The following is a 16,018-nucleotide window of genomic DNA, read 5'->3' on the forward strand; positions in this document are numbered from 1 at the left end:
TCTTTTCATGCCCCCCTTCAGCAGAAGGGGGACTATAAAAACGGCGGTAAATATCCGGCAAAGTCAAAATCAAACAAAACATAAATACAAAACACAAACAGGTTCACATAGATAAATAACAGCAGACTGAAAAAAATCTTTGTCAGCAATGTTAACCTCCTGTCTTGAATGATTACCTGCACTGTAAGGACAGCATTTTAATGGCCTGCCCTTTATCCGAACCCAGATCATATCTGGCCCGACACTGGCGTTCTTTGCCCCATTGCGCCACGATTGCCCCTTGCTCTGCGAGCCCTGTTAGGTACACCTCCCCTCCTTCACCCACTATTGACGTGTTCATTTCCCCGCCCGTCACACTGACAGTTGCCCCGAATGGCACGGGCTTTCCTTCCGGTGTGTTCAGCTGTACTAGCGCCTGCCTGCCTCGTCTTGCTTTAAAATCTGCCAGAACAACAGCCCCGCCGGACGGTACCATCTGCTGTACCGTGTCCCGGATATCCACATCATCCGGCAGCGAGTAAGTATCCACCCCGATGCTGTTATTCCGGTAGGCCGAGAGATACGGTATGACCGCATAGCCCCGCCAGTCTGTCCTGGCCACTGCCCCGGTCATCCCTATTCCCGGTTCGCCCTCTATCCTGACCAGCGCCGCCGGCGTCATGTTTCCTCCCAGTGGCGGTGACAGTGTGAGACCCCCTCCGTGAAGCATTATCCCGCCGCGAACACCGTAATCCACCCGTTGCGTGTCCCGGCTGTAGTTATACCCCCCGTTCACCTCGCCCAGGCTGCCGGTGTAACCCAGTGACAGACTCCCGCTGTTTCCTGCCCCCCGGTTCTGGTAACTCTGGTTGATGCTGTACGCCAGATTGTTCCTGTCCAGCGCCGTGCCCGACAGCCCCGCCTGCTGCAGGGTCTCTCCCCGGCTGCCGGTATTGAGGCTATAGCTTGCCCAAGCCGACGGCAGGAAACGTGAAAGAGGCACACTGACGTTCATCGAGACCAGCTGCTCCGGACGGTAACCCGGCGTTCGGGTGTGCGTGTAGTTCAGGGTATAGCTGATCCCCTGCCAGCTGTTGCTGTACCCGCTGCTCAGGCTGATCTCACTGCCCGGTTTCTCCCAGTAATCCTGAATCAGCCCGGTCACATACAACGCCCCCCACTGGCTGTCCGGCAGTTGCTGGTTCAGGTTGAGCTGCAGGCGGTTTCTTCTGTGGCTGTTGAGCCGGCTGCGATCCTGCAAGGGCACCTGTGCCTGGGTCTGTTCACTCAGGGTGTAAAAATTCTCTGTTGAGTAACGGTAGGCGGCAAGCGTCACCGTCGACCCAGTCGACAGCATGTTCTTCGAATACTGAACCCGGTAAGACTGCCCCTGGATTTTCTCCTCAGTGAACAGCTGTGCCCGGGAAAACGTCACATCGGCAGAAAAGGCCCCGAGAACGCCTGCATCGACCCCCGCGCCTAGTGCTGCAGCCTGGTATTTATCTGCCACCTGGCCACCGCCATAACCAGTTATCCGCCATGGAAAACCATGGCTAAGGGTGAACTGCCCAAAACCAGGTTCCGGTCCGCTCCCGTACTGCCGGTATTTCCCCGCACTCAGGGCGTATTTTGAATCACCTTCCCGCAGCATTACGGCCAGGCTGGAGTAAGCGACCGTGAACTGATGTGTTTTCCCGCTGTCTTCGGTGACCGTGACCAGCAGATCGCCGTTGGTTCCTCCGGCAGGGAGGTCATCAATTTCAAAAGCCCCCGCCGGTACCCAGGTTTCATAAACGGTATTGTTGTTCTGCCTGACAGTAACCCGGGCACTGCCTGCTGCAATCCCACGGATAACCGGGGCAAAACTGCGCCGGTTATCGGCCCACATCGCCTCTTCTGAGGCCAGCTGAGCTCCGGTAAAGGTCACACTCTCAAAAATATCTCCGGGGGTGCTGGTCTGCCCGACCGAAAGGCGACTTCGTAACTCGCCGATATCCCTCAGTAGCACTGTTTCATTATTTTTCCATTGCCTGCTGTGCCGGGAGTCCCCCCGCTCAGCGTTCTGGTTGGACCAGCTGCCTGTCGCAGCATTTCTCAGGCGCCATGCACCGAGGTTTATTCCGTTATTAAGGGTCAGAAAATAGCTGTCTGTTTTACTGTCTGCTGCCGTTGTGCTGTCCTGCCAGGTGTTTGCGCCGCTGAAACGGTAGGTACTGAATAACGCAGCAATGCCATTTTCCCATCGTGCCGGATCCGTTATCCCTCGGTAGGTCTTATTCATGTAGAGCTGGGGAACCGATATATCGACCGTCAGGGTCGAAAAATCAAAGGCGACTTTCGCCCCTGGAATATACCGGTACAGCGGTTTATCCAGCAGGGTCTCACTGGTCATGGCCATAAATGCAGACACCTTTTCCGGAGAGACGCCCCATAACTCCAGCTGTGCCGGCGTCACAAGCGGATACAGCCGGTTATCCTGCTGAATAAATTGCAGCGGGTAGCTGCCCTTAAACTCTTTGTTAACCCGGACACTGACCTGGTAAACACCAGGAAGCTGTCCTCCGGCGTGTTCAAACAGGGTCAGGTCCACAGGCGTCGTCTGCCCTGGTCCGGAAATTTCCAGCGCAGCGGGGTCGAAAAACACACTGCCGTCACTGCTGGCAAAGACAGGATGGGCCACATTAAGGGCTACCATAACGGCAATCAGGGAAGGTGCATGGGTTTTTCTCATTATTCTGCCTCTCCCTTGTAAATCTCAGAGGCGCTACCGTAATCGGTGATAAAAGACCACTCCACCGCAGAGCCTCTCACACCGGGCGGCAGAAGATAGCGAGACTCACCTTTCGGAGGCACCATGACAAAATCGGTGTCGATCTTTTGTCCGCCAACCCGTAATGTGCCGAATGAAATAAAATATGGCGTGGGGTTACTGACAGTCAGGGTACTGCCACTGCGCGCAAACCGGACTCCGGAGAATGTTTCACTGCCGAGCTGTTTAGTCAGGCTACCGGGTCGGTAAAACAGCTTAATACGGTTTTTCAGCGACAGCTTCAGAGTGTTGGCACTCTGGTTGTCTTTATCAGTGCCCGGTATCGCTTTGACGTTAAGCCAGAAGACCGACTCCCTGTCATCCGGCAGGTCACCGCCTACCCTCACCACCCGCAGGACATTCTCTTTTCCGGGTTCCAGACGAAACAACGGCGGGGTCACGACGAAAGGCGGCCGGGATGCATCCGTCCTGTCACCTTTTTCACCCGAGGCATCAACAAAGGACTGAATTAAATACGGGTAACGATCTTTTTCATTGCTGAAAACAATAATTGATGTCTCTTTTTTATTTCCTTCATAAATAAGACGTGTACCCCCTAGGCTGACTCCGGCCTGGGACTGAAAAGCAAAAAATAATAAATAAAGAGTAATCGCCTGAAATTTTTTCATTGTTAACAGCCTTACTGAATTCAAAAATACAGCCCGGGCACCAGACCCGGGCTGTATGTCAGTTTTACTGGTAGTTCATGGTGTAATTAATAACAGAGTTAAATTCACCGGCAGTCACAGCAGCCTGGGTTGCGATGAACTGGGCTTTGTACTGCAGCTGAGCCGCACCGGAGGTGATGTCTTTCAACGCCGTAACAGTGTCAGGGGAAATAACATTGGCTCCGTCCAGCAGTTTCACGGCCATGCCTGTTGCGCCACCTGGAGTCTGGTTACCGAATGCATCGGTCATAACGGTATCAGCCGTGCCTTCCATCTTCACGCCGACTTTGGTGTAGGCTGTCGGGCAGTTGGTCAGATTGAACGTAACATCATGCTCGCTCAAAACATCACTGGCATTTACTACTTTAGATTTGACGAATGCACCGAGCTGCACCACCAGGTCTGTTGTACCGCCGGTGAGGGCTACATCACAGGTTGTATCGGTGATATTACCGGTAAAAGTGATTGTGCCGTCCGCTGCATTTGCTGCAGTGGCAGAAAAACCGCATACAGAGGCCAGAAGAATAGCGATAATATTTTTTTTCATGAGAAATTCCTTATATAAAATAATAGTAAATCCGTATCAGGCTTCAGGTTTGATACCTGTCTGAGATATCTCTTCCGGAAGCAGTCACTGATAACGCTTCTGAGTTAATGCAAAAGGTCATCACGGGTTTGTCATTCCGATGAATAACAAACCTGTGATAAACTTTGTTTTAGTTCAGACTATTTCTGTTTTTGATATATATGGATGCATTTGTACCACGGCGTAATTTATAAACTGAATCTTGTGATATTTGATGGATAAATTACTCTGCGTCACATTATTATCAATACAGGCATCCTTACGTTTTTTTCCATAAACCATAACATCCTCAAGTGCTTTGCAGACATTCGGGCTTCGGATTCCGCTGACAGAGACAAGCAATCTGAAATGACATATATTAACTCTTCCGGGGATAAGTTCGCCCGGCGAGTAATAGATATTATCCACCTGATGATACTGCTGGGGGGAAGATGTTTTCATAGCACATATCCTTAAAGAATCTGAATGACTTAATGAAATCGTGAGACGTCCGTCTTATTTCAAGCATTTTCATTATTTTTGAACGATGGTAATAAATGCTTTTGTCGCTTATCTGCATTCTGTTCGCCATTTTTTCCACAGACATATCATCAGTCAGGCAGAACATAATAATCGCCCGGCCTGTCACCGAAGGAATAATGCCGGACAGGCGGGACAGCAGCCAGATATTAAGTACCCGGACAAGGGTGTCTTCACTCATACCTGTACGGGCTGTAACTTTATAGACAGGGGCAGAGCCAGAATACTCCGGACCTGCGAAAGCCTCATCATGTGGTAAATCAACGGGAGTGCTCTGCGGAAAGGCACTCATTAATGCATCATAATCCCGGAGCAGCACTCCACTAAAAAACTCAGCGGCGATACGGTCAGAAAACAGGAATTTTTTGCGGGTAAAAATCACCGGCAGACAGCCAAACCGAAAACGCAGAGTATACAACAGTGAAAGACATTGCCCCGGTGCAGCGTCAATAATAATACAATCTGGATGATGCTGTTCAGCGGCCTGAATAATGTCACTCAGACGTGAAAGACAGATCACCCTGGACCTTTTTTTATCTGTGGGGACAGATAAATGCTTCAGTGCTGTGCGCATAATATGATTAACAGCACAAATGATGACGGTGGTCACTGCTTTATTTCTGTCAGGCGTAGTGTACATATTTAATCCTGCTAAAAACATCCAACATGAAAGAAACATTAGTTATTGATAATAATTAAAAGTGCCACTGCGTTTAATTTACGAATTTTTTTCTTATCCGTAAAATTAAACATGTCTAAATATTACTGACAGATTAAAAAACCTTACAACAATCAAAATCGATCGATAAGAACAGAAAAACTAATCATGAAAGTAACAAATCGAAAATACCTGAATAATTCAGAAATAAATGAGAATTAGTGAAGGAGTGGTAACAACACAAAAAATTAACAACAAACTCAAAATCAAAACAAAAGAAAATGAGGATATTTCCGACAGGTGGTTGCTAGCCTTGAGATTAGTGTGGTTATGTTTTTTTATTATATCTTTACCTTTTATCATTAAAATGAATAAATACATAAAAAACATAAAAAACATAAAAACAATCGGAACTCATAAATAGTGATGTAACCTTCAGGGTAATTCCCTCCGGGGAGAAAAATAATTAGGAGCGATTCAAAAATTATAATGGCCGGATGGCAAGACAGTTAGTCATGATGAGGCGTGTTAGTGTCATAATGTGGCGGAAACAGGGACAGGGCAGATATGACATACGTCGTCAGATGGAGTACAGGCTTCCTCTGAAGCTGAATTGATCGGCATAGGGGGCAGCAGTTAGCTGCTCCCCTGCCACACCTCCCGGCATGCGGGTCCGCACCGGGCGGTTCGAGAAGTTGAGGTCATGCGAGTTGAGGAAAGCCCAATGCCTCAAAGTAGTCGACCGTGAGTATAAGGTTCAACCCAGCTTCGCTGTGTCTCCACCAATGCCTCCCGCCATAAGTGCGGCCAGCTTATGGGTAGGCCCGAGACTGCGGAGGCGACTATAGACAGTATTTCCTGTGTGCCAGTGCTTAAGCTGGATAGCCCGGAGTCGGTGACGTATCCACGAGTCCAAATCTTTGAATATCTGCGGGGGTTGTGCCAGCCGGAAGTATGACTTCCAACCTCGGAGGTATGTCCGCATCTGTTCGACAATCTGGGTCATGCCCAGGCCTCCAACGCGTCTGGTGATGACCCGGATAGGGGTCAGTTTGGATATCGAAAATTATTGTACGTTAAGGTTTTTTTTGACCTTTCTACTTTAGCGGGCCTCAGCCGACGAAACTTACCGGCAGCCGGTATCCGGTTGCTTTTCCAGATATAATCGCCTGTCAGATTGATGTGCTCCCAGCCTAACGGCGACAAATGCGACAGCAGTTGTTCGTTGATCTTTAGTCCCTTACGCTTCAGGGCATCGATCGCCCTTTCCATATACACAGTATTCCACAGCGAGATCGCAGCCGTCAGAAGGGTCAGTCCACTGGCGCGATAGCTCTGATTTTCCGGCTTCCTGTCCCTGATTTCTCCCAGCCGGTGCATAAATACCGCCCGCGCCAGGGCGTTACGTGCCTCACCTTTATTCAGCCCCGCCTGTACCCGCCGACGCAGTGCAGGATCGCGGAACCAGTCGAGCATAAACAGCGTTCGCTCAATGCGGCCAATTTCTCTCAGTGCTTTGGCAAGTCCGTTTTGCTTGGGGTATCCGGCAGACAGAGTCTGTGGAATGTGGTCTGGCATGTCTGGTCATGATGGCCAGCTGGCATGGTCTGCTGACGGATTTATCCACCCTGCGCGAACGTTTCAGTATCAGCACTCAGGGGATGAGCCTGCAGCGACTGATGGAGTGTGCGGCCGGTATCCGGTTGTCCTATCGAGCCGTCCGGCTGGAGCCGGAAGACCTGAAGTCCCTTTCTCTCCCGTGCATTCTCCACTGGAATATGAATCATTTCGTCGTGCTTTATAAAGTTCGCGGGAGCAGGCTGGTTATCCACGACCCGGACAGAGGGAAGATAACGCTATCCCTGCAGAATGCAGGGAAACATTTCACCGGCGTCGCGCTGGAGCTGACGCCGGCCAGTGATTTTACCGCCCGGGATGAAAGAAAAAAAATCAATCTGCGCCAGCTGACAGGTAAGACCCCGGGCCTGTTGCCGTCAATGGCACGAATTATCGTTTTTGCTCTGGCGCTGGAAATCCTGACACTGGGAAGCCCGCTTCTCAACCAGTTAGTGATTGATGAAGTCCTAGTGGCCGCCTATCGGAATTTGTTGACCGTCATTATTATTGCGTTGCTGCTGCTGTCTCTGACACAGATGCTTATCTCACTGGCACTCCAGTGGGCCAGCATTACCCTGTCCGTCAATTTTAACATGCAGTGGACAGCCCGGGTTTTCCATCATCTGGTGCGTCTCCCACTGACCTGGTTTGATGCGCGCAGTAAGGGAAGTATCAATGCCCGTTTTGAGGCGGTGGATACCATTCAGCAGGCGCTGACCTCACTGGTACTATAAGGTATTCTGAATGTGTTGCTCGTGGTGACTGCGCTGTGCATGATGCTGCTGCACAGTCCAGAAATGACGCTGATAGCCGTCCTGGCAGCCATTCTCTACGGTGTGCTGAGAGCGTTGTGGTATCCGTCCCTGCGACAGTCAGCAGAAGATGCCTGGGATGCAGGGTATTTTCTTGAAACCCTCAACGGGATCCTGAGCCTGAGAATAAACGGTGTGACCGCATACCGTGAAGCCGCCTGGCTTAATCTCAACGTTACCCGCAGAAATACACAGTTAAGGCAGAGTCGCCTGCTGATGTGCTGAACGGCACATTTAGCGTTGGTATGCTGGTTGCTTATTTGTCCTACCAGATGCGTTTTTCTCCGAGTATCAGCAGCCTGACTGATAAGTTTTTTTCATGGCGGATGCTGGATGTTTATAATGAACGTCTGGCTGATATTGTACTTACCCCGACAGAAGATCATCAGAAACACACCGTTCAGGAGGACAGAAGTAAGTCTGTCAGCCCTTCAGCATTCCGCTGGTCTACGGCCGATGATATCCATCCCCCTTTATCCCTTGAACACATTATCTTCATCCACAAGTGTGGGAATAAACCGATACTCCGCGTAGTATCGTTGACTCTGCACCCTGGGAAGTTGTGGTCATTACCGGTCAATCAGGGTGCGGAAAATCGACGCTGGTGAAACTTATTCTTGGGATTCATTTCCCTGATGAAGGAACGATCAGAACATTTGGCATACCTCAAACGCACCCCGATTATTTTCATGTACGCAGGAAGATTGGTACCGTACTGCAGGATGATCACCTTTTCAGGGGATCCATTGCAGATAACATCATTTTCTTCAGTGAAGACCGCAATCAGGAAAGAATGATCCAGTGTGCCCGTCTTGCGCTCATTGGCATTGATGTCATGGCAATGCCGATGGGATATCAGACATTAATCGGTGAAACCGGAAGTGGGCTATCCGGAGGGCAAAAGCAACGTATTTTGCTGGCAAGAGCGCTGTACAAAAAGCCGGGGGTTTTGTTACTGGATGAAGCGACCAGCCACCTTGATGTTGAGAGTGAAATTCAGATAAGCCAGACGCTACGCCAGCTGGGTCTACCTGTTCTGCTGATTGCCCATCGCCCGGAAACTATTGCCTCTGCAGACCGGGTTCTGTATCTGGCTGACGGATATTTTACAGAGTTAAAGCACCAGCACATAGGTGATGATGACGATCTGGTTGTTAATGATTACTGATGAATGACAGGTCAAAAAATAGCCTTAACGTACAATAATTTTCGATATCCAAAATGACCCCATGTACAATGATAATCACTCATATAATCGGTGGGGTGATGTAAGGATACATTTTAGTCACAGTATGACTGATAAACTGTAGTCTGTGATACCTCACAGAAAAGTATCCGGAGGATATGTCGTTATTAACACAAGCCTCCTTACGTGTTTTCCCGTAAACAAATACATCTTCCAGTGCCCGGCAAACCCGGGGGTTATTAATTCCACTAATCAGTAACAGCAGGCGAAAATAGTTAATATTAACCCGCCCCGGAATCATTTCACCAGGAATCAAAAGTGAGTGGGGATGTTCTTTTTTTTCAGGGATATCATCCATCTCATCTTCCTATTATAGGATCTCAAAAAAAGCAGAATCACGAAAGAATTTTTTATCTCGTGTTGATATGCTGCTATAGTTTAATATTTATTACACAGATTGTATTCCAGCAGAGCATGGTTACAATAGCTGTTTTAATTCAGCAAATTGTATTTTTGCAAACCTTCCTAAATGCAATACTGAGCATGTCGCTATGACAGTAAGCATGTAATGAAAAATTTCTTAGTTAAATGACAGATATATCAATACAATTCAGAGAAAAACAGCCCATGAGAATACTGTCAGCAACATGGTATATGCCAGATTGATGTATTATTGAGATAAATAAAACCACTGTAAAATAAGAATAATATTAACCATCTGTCTTGTTCATCTTTCATGAACAAAACGAAATATCTAATAGTTTATCCATATTAAGCAGCATACTTACTCAATGATGCCCGTAATCTGACTTGGCGAAATATACCACTCTCTTTAATATCTCATTCCCTCTAAATCTACCAATAACACTTCATGTGTATCCACTGTCTCGTATTGACTTTTTCATGATAAGTCACGGTTTTGAAAATTAAAACAACATTTTTTTTCAATAAAACCTCATACTAAACAATAGTGAGTAAGATTTCTTCGCTATCTTATTAATCACCTCCCTACAACATGCATTACAATATATGAGTAATTGTTTGCATTTTGTTAATGCGCGGAGAAATTAACACCTTAAACAAATAAAAAAACCAAAAAAACCAAAAAAACCAAATCATTCAATTAAATTGAAAGAAACAAAAGTTTTATTCCCTGATAACTTGAAAATTAGGAGTAATTCTCACATGAAAAAAAGCGAAAGGCATAACTTTTAACATATACCTTCACGCTAATGCGATTCAGGAGGGAATTCTTGCTTCTCGGGGACGAACACATGGTCTGCACCGCATTCAGGGCAGTGCCATTTACGAACATCAGGAGGCATACTACAACGTTTGGAAAACGGGAAATACGGGTCATAGAGATAATGTTACTCCCTGCTCATTCCCCTTTGTACTGTTGCAACCAAACAAAGTTTGTTACTGGAAGTGGAGGCATCCGTAAGACGAGAAAGGCCAAAAGCCCTGCCCGCAGTGTTCAAGGAGGCGTCAAAAAAGAAATGACGGCACCCGTCGCTATGGAAGCCCTGCTCCTTTAGGGGCGGGTAGTTCACGATAATCAAGCATACTGTATGTATAAAAGGCGCCAGCTGATGCCTGACTTGGCTCTGTAACTCAATGGCGCCGAAGCCCGGCGTAGCCGGTTACTGGTTTAACAGATTCTGCCTGCCAACCCCCCCCCCCTGCATAGCAATAACCCGCAACCAGATTACTCAGGAATTGATTTGCGCTGTCGGAGTGGTCACGACAAGGCGTAGCCGCAGTCGGGATGTATCTCCGCGTTAGCGGGCCGTAAGGGCCGCTTACGGGCGTGTTATAAAAAATCACAGACAGCACTACTCACATCCACTCAAAAGTTTAGTTACATCATCCAGCATTAAAAGTGATGTAGTTCCCGGCCTTCGGCCGGGGCGGCGGCGCTTTTCAGTGGTGGGGAGGGGCTGGATGGTTGGCTTTTGCACTGTATTTGTTCAAAACATAATTTGTATGTTGTAACTATTTTATCTTCAGGGGGGGGGGCCGTCGCAATGCGTCGGGAGGTACTTTTGATGTTTCTGACCGGGGTGGACGTGAGATGTGCACAGGGTTTCAGAAGATAAAGAATTTCCCTGCCAGTTGACGAAGCGGGGGATTAGTTATTGGTTTCTGGATTATTTTCCGGGTTTGCTGATATCTGTTTGTGAAAAATTTAAGTTATCTGTTTGCGGAAATATGTTGATAACTCTGTCCCGTCATCAATATGGACGCTCATTCGATGTTAAAAACGGGAGAAAATCGTGGGATCATGGGGATACTGCGGTGACTGACCGAAAAATGGGCGAATGGAACCAGCACCACAAGCCCCGAAAGGGGCTTGTGACAGAAAATTAATGGAGGCTGATATCGCTAGTGTGGTGGCGGGGCCGCCAGCGACAACTCCAGCTGGTACAGGTGCTTAATGGCCAGTCTTTTCAAATGGTCGTCAGAGCACTGGTAAACCTCATCTGCAGGAAGAGTCCTTTTGAGAAAGAGGGTCATTTCGTAAATTTGCCGGTCCTGTGGCAGTTTGGCCAGACGGTTAGCTCGTTTACGAGCAGCACCTTTCTCCCTGCGGTATTTCAGCGCTTCCTGGCTGCGCTGCAGGTACCATCGTTTTCTCGCCGCGTGGACAGAAATATCTTCATCTTCACCCAGAACCCCTTCCTCAATGAGCCGACGACGTTCTTCACTCTCACGCAGTCGCCTCACCTGCTGTGCCTGCAGCTTCATCAGGTCCACGCCCAGTATCCGCCAGCCTGTGGGGGTTATCCAGACGTATTTTGGCAGTCGCTTGCGGGACTCACGGTCCCAGGAGGTTTCGTCTGACACACCTAAAGTACCAAAGCGCACCTGCTCAGAAATCAGGCAGGAAAGACGGGAGACGGTGACTTCAGTGTCCGGTATGACATTCCCTTTTGCGTCCTTTGGGCTGAGTTCTTTGGCCAGTCGGGACACACACATACCCACGGTATGTGTGCCGGCATCGCAGAAACTAATCAACACCGGCCACAGGGCATCAAGCAGACGTTGTTTCTCCGGACGAAAGGCATATTTACGCCCGGCACGCTGCCGTTCACGGACATAAAAAGGATGCAGAGACATATGCATGCGCAGACGGGAGCTCCCCGTTTCCGGGTCTTTCTTTACCAGACGATTATAGGCATGGCCCAGCTGGCCTCCCAGCGCCTTATAGTGCGCAGGACGAAACCAGGATGGATTTTCGCATTTGGGTTTGGTGGAGTGTTCGCCACGGCGACGACGTGTACGCTTCTTCTCTGGCGTAACCAAAAAAGAGAATGTACTGTTCTCATCGACACAGTCCCAGAAACGGATCTGGTCTTCGGGCGACAGCTGACTCCAGTGTTGTGAGGGATTTCGCGTATTACTCATTGCTATATTCCTCTGCAACAGTTTTGACTTTCAGGCATCCCAACCGGGCCTCAGACAGGGCAAGAGGAAATATATTCAGTGCTTTGAATAGAGCAGGCGTAAACGTTATACCCGGTGAACATACTCCTTCCGGATTGTCAGAAACGTAAACAATCAGTCCCAGGGTTTTATCCAGAAACCGTAACGTACGGGTGGCTTTGTTAATGCTTAAAATACCGTTAGCAGATCTTGTCGCCAGGCCACATTCAATAGCGAGTTCAGTGACCGAACATTGCACCCTATTTGTAACAGGATCATAGTGGAAACACATCCCTTGCAACAATGCCTCAATAGCCCGGCAACGCAGAACCGGAGGCATGCGATGCCGTTTGCCTTGTGAACGAGCAATTGCTACATGTATGGCAAAATCAAAACGAGACGTGAAGCCTTCGGCTTTCGCCATCAGCTTACGGCAGAACGGCAGCGTTTTCTTTCCTTCACGCGGGGTGAATTCAGGATTCGGGTTTCGGACCTGCCGGTAATGAGAGAACAGTGTCTGAACGTCAGTCACTTCTTCCAGCACTTACAATACACGGAAGGAGCAAATGGCACAGAAACAAGTATTGAACTTTTCTGAGCATAAAACTATACTCCCTGTATAGCCTGATTGATGGCTATGCAGTTTTAGTGGGCCCCGTTAATCTTCTTCCCGTCGCCAAACTAGATGAAGATTATCGGGGTTTTTGCTTTTCTGGCTCAGGAGAAACACCTCAGCAGAACCAGATCCCTGCCACCTTACGGCGTGGCCAGCCAAAATTATTCAAAACTATCTGGTACAGGAGAACATTTCCTGTAATGTCACTTTTCTTTCGATGAGGAAGTTACTGCATTTCCGGGCTGCGACATCTCTGTGTCCTCAAGGATCAAATAAGGATCTTTGTAGAGAATACTACAAATTCAGGAAATCAGCGACTTACTTTATAAACGTAACCCGCGTTGGCGCACGGTTTACGTCCGGGGATTGTGGATTACTGCGTCAGTACGTCTGTTTCCAGTCCGCTCCCTGCGCCCAACGTGATACCCAATGGTTCAGATATTTCTGGGCAACAACCGGGTCATCCCACACAACAAGCACGTTCTCCGAATTCGAACGGTCTGCTGCACGGGAATAATTGAACGATCCTACTTCGGTGTGGCGGCCGTCGCTGATGATCACTTTGTCGTGCAGAATTTTGTACACACTGACGGTGCGTACCGGAATGCCGGCACCGACCAGCAGGTTCATTGCCGCCCTGCTGGCGTTGTTGTTTTTCCAGGTATTGGCTTTCCAGTCCAGTACCACTTTCACATCAACACCACGGCGTTTTGCGTTGACAAGGGCGCTGACCACCTCCGGAGAGGAGAAGGAATAGACCAGCAGGCGGATTTCCTGCTGTGCTGTCTCAATTGTCTTAAGCACCAACTGCAGAGCCGTACCTTCCGGAGAAAAACCTGTCTCAATAGTGGCTGAGTAGGTATTCGGTACTGGCGCAAACAGCGCCAGACCGAGCAGGCCGGGTAAAAGCCACCGACACAAATGTATTTCGTGAATTATTTGCATGGTATTTCCTTCACTTGCTTCACTCAGAAACCCCGGGAACCGGGCGTGGAAAATGACGCAGAGCAGAAGCGTCAGTGACCTCCTTCGCTTTACATGTTTGGTTCATTATATATACCTTTGACATACACATCTCCGCCACCCATAATGGATATACACTCTGTATATCCAGACAAGGAGACAGCTATGCATACAACACTTTTTTTGAGTAACCGGACTCAGGCAGTCAGATTGCCTAAATCGATATCCTTTCCGGAGGATGTGAAACATGTCGAAATCATTGCTGTTGGCAGAAGCAGGGTCATTACTCCGGTCGGAGAATCCTGGGACAGTTGGTTTGATGGCGAAGGTGCCAGCGCTGATTTTATGAGTACCAGAAAACAACCTGCAGAACAGGAGCGGGAAGGATTCTGATGCTGAAATTCATGCTTGATACCAATATTTGTATTTTCACCATCAAAAATAAGCCCGAACATGTCAGAGAACGCTTCAACCTAAATGCATCCAGAATGTGTATCAGCTCCATCACCTTAATGGAGCTGATTTACGGTGCAGAAAAAAGTCAGGCGCCGGAGCGGAATCTTGCAGTCGTGGAGGGATTTGTCTCCCGCCTTGAGGTTCTGGATTACGACGCACAGGCAGCGATACATAGCGGCCAGATTCGTGCCGAACTGGCTCGCAAAGGAACACCTGTTGGGCCTTACGACCAGATGATTGCTGGTCATGCGCGTAGTCGCGGGCTGGTAGTTGTCACAAACAATATCCGCGAATTTGAGCGCATTCCAGGTATCCGAACCGAAGACTGGTGCTAACCTCTGCATCAGATGTTCTCTTCGGATTCCGGCTCCTTTTCCGGATCACGCTGGAGTGGGAATCACGTATCGGTACAAACAGCTCAGAGAATACTAACCAGAACACCAGTACACAGCAGATGGAGGGCATACGCTGGAGCTAACCACCGTCCTGCCTGCAGACGTCGTCCGGAAGTCGGTACCAGCCCGTGGATACAAAACAGCACCGCCAGCGTAAGAATCACGCCGGAAAGCATCATCACATCACCGTGCCGGGCATTAAGCAGTGCGACCAGCAACAGCCAGACAGCAAACAGGGCTGGCCGCAGTGAGTCCCGGACCTGCCAGATAAGCAACGCACCGGCGAGCATCAGCAGACCGGGTATGCTGTAACTGGCGGAGCTAAGTGGCAGGTATCCCACCAGGACCGCGAGCGCTGCAACGCCATTAAGCACGGTCGCCGTCTGCAGGAAGCGGGCCACCTGCATGACAACAGCGAAAGCGAACAGGATATTCAGTTGCCACCACATGAGTCCGGCGTCCCTGAAGGCCAGCCAGTAACCCGGCTGGGCCAGGAGAGCCATCAGCCACAGGCGGTTAAGGCTTTGCTGACGCAGGGTTTTGCCTGCCATGTTACAGCCGCTGACCAGCGCAAACAGGGGGAATGCACAACGCCCGGCCATGTTCAGTAAGGGCATATCCAACTGGAAGGCAGTGGCGATGTGGTCCCCCACCATTGCCATAAACGCGATCATCCGGATGACATCGCGCTGCAGCGCGGAGAAATTCAGGACCGGCCTGAAAGGATGCAGGGCAACAGATTTACCCGGACTCATGCCGCAGTCTCCGGTCGTTGTGCGCAAAGGTGTGCCCTGACGCGCTCAGCCAGTTGCGGCTCATCATCGCTACGCAGCAGCGGAATACCAGCTTGTTTCAGCACCTCTTCAAGCAGCAGGTCACGCCGCTGACGTTTCGGCGCCTGATGGGAACGGTCGTCCAGCTCCACTGCCACAATGATTCTTCCGTTGCGGTCCGTGATAACCACATCGCAGTGCCACTGCGATACCAGGCGGAACAGTTGCCACCATTCACGGCTCCCAGACTTACGGTCGGGCGCCACTCTGACGATATCGGCCACTCGAACCTGTGGGCACAGCCGCCAGTGGCGGGTATCGGTCACCCTGTCGAGTCGGCGCAGAAAACGCTGCTCCCGCTCCGTCATCAACTGACCGGCACTGACGAACGACGGTCGGCGACACAGCAACAGTTCAGTTCTGCCCGGCCGAATCCCTTTTTCACGCAGTCTCTGCAAAAGTGGATGCCGGGCTGAACCGGCCTGCCTGAGCATTACCACAAATCCGGCGAGCAGAATGGCCATAATGAATATTTCGTTAAACATACACACATCC

At 49.5% G+C, this 16,018-nt stretch carries 15 protein-coding genes and 3 pseudogenes; 3 read left to right on the forward strand and 15 right to left on the reverse strand.

Features of this window, described 5'->3' with window-relative positions:
* Positions 1-172: 172 nt before the first annotated feature.
* The 7 genes and pseudogenes from OGY09_RS07900 to OGY09_RS07930 form a co-directional block, all read right to left on the reverse strand.
* The gene (locus OGY09_RS07900) at positions 173-2,710 is read right to left on the reverse strand and encodes a fimbria/pilus outer membrane usher protein (protein WP_286590173.1); all 2,538 of its coding nucleotides are present in this window, start codon (positions 2,708-2,710) and stop codon (positions 173-175) included.
* Positions 2,710-3,417: a fimbrial biogenesis chaperone gene (locus OGY09_RS07905; RefSeq protein ID WP_286590174.1), complete on the reverse strand. Its 708-nt coding sequence runs from the start codon at positions 3,415-3,417 to the stop codon at positions 2,710-2,712. Before OGY09_RS07905 ends, OGY09_RS07900 begins: the two co-directional genes overlap by 1 nt.
* A 64-nt stretch (positions 3,418-3,481) precedes the next feature.
* Positions 3,482-4,003, reverse strand: coding sequence for a fimbrial protein (locus OGY09_RS07910; protein WP_286590175.1), 522 nt, complete (start codon positions 4,001-4,003; stop codon positions 3,482-3,484).
* Between the two features lie 174 nt (positions 4,004-4,177).
* The gene (locus OGY09_RS07915) at positions 4,178-4,483 is read right to left on the reverse strand and encodes a PapB/FocB family fimbrial expression transcriptional regulator (RefSeq protein ID WP_286590176.1); all 306 of its coding nucleotides are present in this window, start codon (positions 4,481-4,483) and stop codon (positions 4,178-4,180) included.
* Positions 4,443-5,201, reverse strand: coding sequence for a helix-turn-helix domain-containing protein (locus OGY09_RS07920; protein ID WP_286590177.1), 759 nt, complete (start codon positions 5,199-5,201; stop codon positions 4,443-4,445). Before OGY09_RS07920 ends, OGY09_RS07915 begins: the two co-directional genes overlap by 41 nt.
* A gap of 775 nt (positions 5,202-5,976) precedes the next feature.
* Complete coding sequence (locus OGY09_RS07925) at positions 5,977-6,225, reverse strand: group II intron maturase-specific domain-containing protein (protein ID WP_353622463.1); 249 nt, start codon at positions 6,223-6,225, stop codon at positions 5,977-5,979.
* 41 nt (positions 6,226-6,266) lie between these two features.
* Positions 6,267-6,761 (reverse strand): annotated as a pseudogene (locus tag OGY09_RS07930) (Tn3 family transposase); the annotation flags it as partial.
* Here OGY09_RS07930 and OGY09_RS07935 point away from each other — a divergent pair.
* Positions 6,731-8,816: pseudogene (locus OGY09_RS07935) on the forward strand (peptidase domain-containing ABC transporter). The pseudogenes OGY09_RS07930 and OGY09_RS07935 sit on opposite strands and share 31 nt — an antisense overlap.
* Positions 8,817-8,895: 79 nt before the next feature.
* Here the strand turns inward: OGY09_RS07935 and OGY09_RS07940 are convergent.
* From OGY09_RS07940 to OGY09_RS07960, 6 genes and pseudogenes are all read right to left on the reverse strand, one after another.
* The gene (locus tag OGY09_RS07940) at positions 8,896-9,192 is read right to left on the reverse strand and encodes a PapB/FocB family fimbrial expression transcriptional regulator (protein WP_187260306.1); all 297 of its coding nucleotides are present in this window, start codon (positions 9,190-9,192) and stop codon (positions 8,896-8,898) included.
* 1,256 nt (positions 9,193-10,448) lie between these two features.
* Positions 10,449-10,670, reverse strand: coding sequence for a replication-associated protein RepA4 (locus tag OGY09_RS25420; RefSeq protein ID WP_502873206.1), 222 nt, complete (start codon positions 10,668-10,670; stop codon positions 10,449-10,451).
* A 549-nt stretch (positions 10,671-11,219) separates the two neighbouring features.
* Positions 11,220-12,242, reverse strand: a complete 1,023-nt coding sequence (gene repA, locus OGY09_RS07945; protein ID WP_286590178.1) for a plasmid replication initiator RepA — start codon at positions 12,240-12,242, stop codon at positions 11,220-11,222.
* Between the two features lie 43 nt (positions 12,243-12,285).
* A pseudogene (repA, locus tag OGY09_RS07950) lies at positions 12,286-12,792 on the reverse strand (plasmid replication initiator RepA); the annotation flags it as partial.
* Entirely contained in the window at positions 12,785-12,862 is a 78-nt protein-coding gene (tap, locus tag OGY09_RS07955; RefSeq protein WP_072001180.1) for a RepA leader peptide Tap, read from the reverse strand. The pseudogene repA (OGY09_RS07950) and the gene tap, both read right to left, overlap by 8 nt.
* 395 nt (positions 12,863-13,257) lie before the next feature.
* A complete protein-coding gene (locus tag OGY09_RS07960) occupies positions 13,258-13,821 on the reverse strand; it encodes a phospholipase D family nuclease (RefSeq protein WP_286590179.1) in 564 nt (187 codons plus the stop codon).
* Between the two features lie 183 nt (positions 13,822-14,004).
* On the opposite strand from OGY09_RS07960, the gene vapB reads away from it, so the two are divergent.
* Together vapB and vapC are read left to right on the forward strand one after the other, a co-directional pair.
* Complete coding sequence (gene vapB / locus OGY09_RS07965) at positions 14,005-14,232, forward strand: toxin-antitoxin system antitoxin VapB (RefSeq protein ID WP_079964753.1); 228 nt, start codon at positions 14,005-14,007, stop codon at positions 14,230-14,232.
* Complete coding sequence (gene vapC, locus OGY09_RS07970; protein ID WP_094883119.1) at positions 14,232-14,630, forward strand: type II toxin-antitoxin system tRNA(fMet)-specific endonuclease VapC; 399 nt, start codon at positions 14,232-14,234, stop codon at positions 14,628-14,630. The genes vapB and vapC overlap by 1 nt, the downstream gene beginning before the upstream one ends.
* An 83-nt stretch (positions 14,631-14,713) precedes the next feature.
* On the opposite strand, the gene traX is transcribed toward vapC, so the two are convergent.
* Both traX and OGY09_RS07980 read right to left on the reverse strand, forming a co-directional pair.
* Positions 14,714-15,445 (reverse strand): type-F conjugative transfer system pilin acetylase TraX, encoded by a 732-nt coding sequence (gene traX / locus OGY09_RS07975; protein ID WP_286590186.1) that lies wholly within the window; start codon positions 15,443-15,445, stop codon positions 14,714-14,716.
* Entirely contained in the window at positions 15,442-16,008 is a 567-nt protein-coding gene (locus OGY09_RS07980; protein ID WP_286590188.1) for a DUF2726 domain-containing protein, read from the reverse strand. The genes traX and OGY09_RS07980 overlap by 4 nt, the downstream gene beginning before the upstream one ends.
* Positions 16,009-16,018: the final 10 nt, after the last annotated feature.

It is taken from the genome of Citrobacter sp. Cpo071 (assembly GCF_030332765.1).
Taxonomy (GTDB): Bacteria; Pseudomonadota; Gammaproteobacteria; order Enterobacterales; family Enterobacteriaceae; genus Citrobacter; species Citrobacter portucalensis.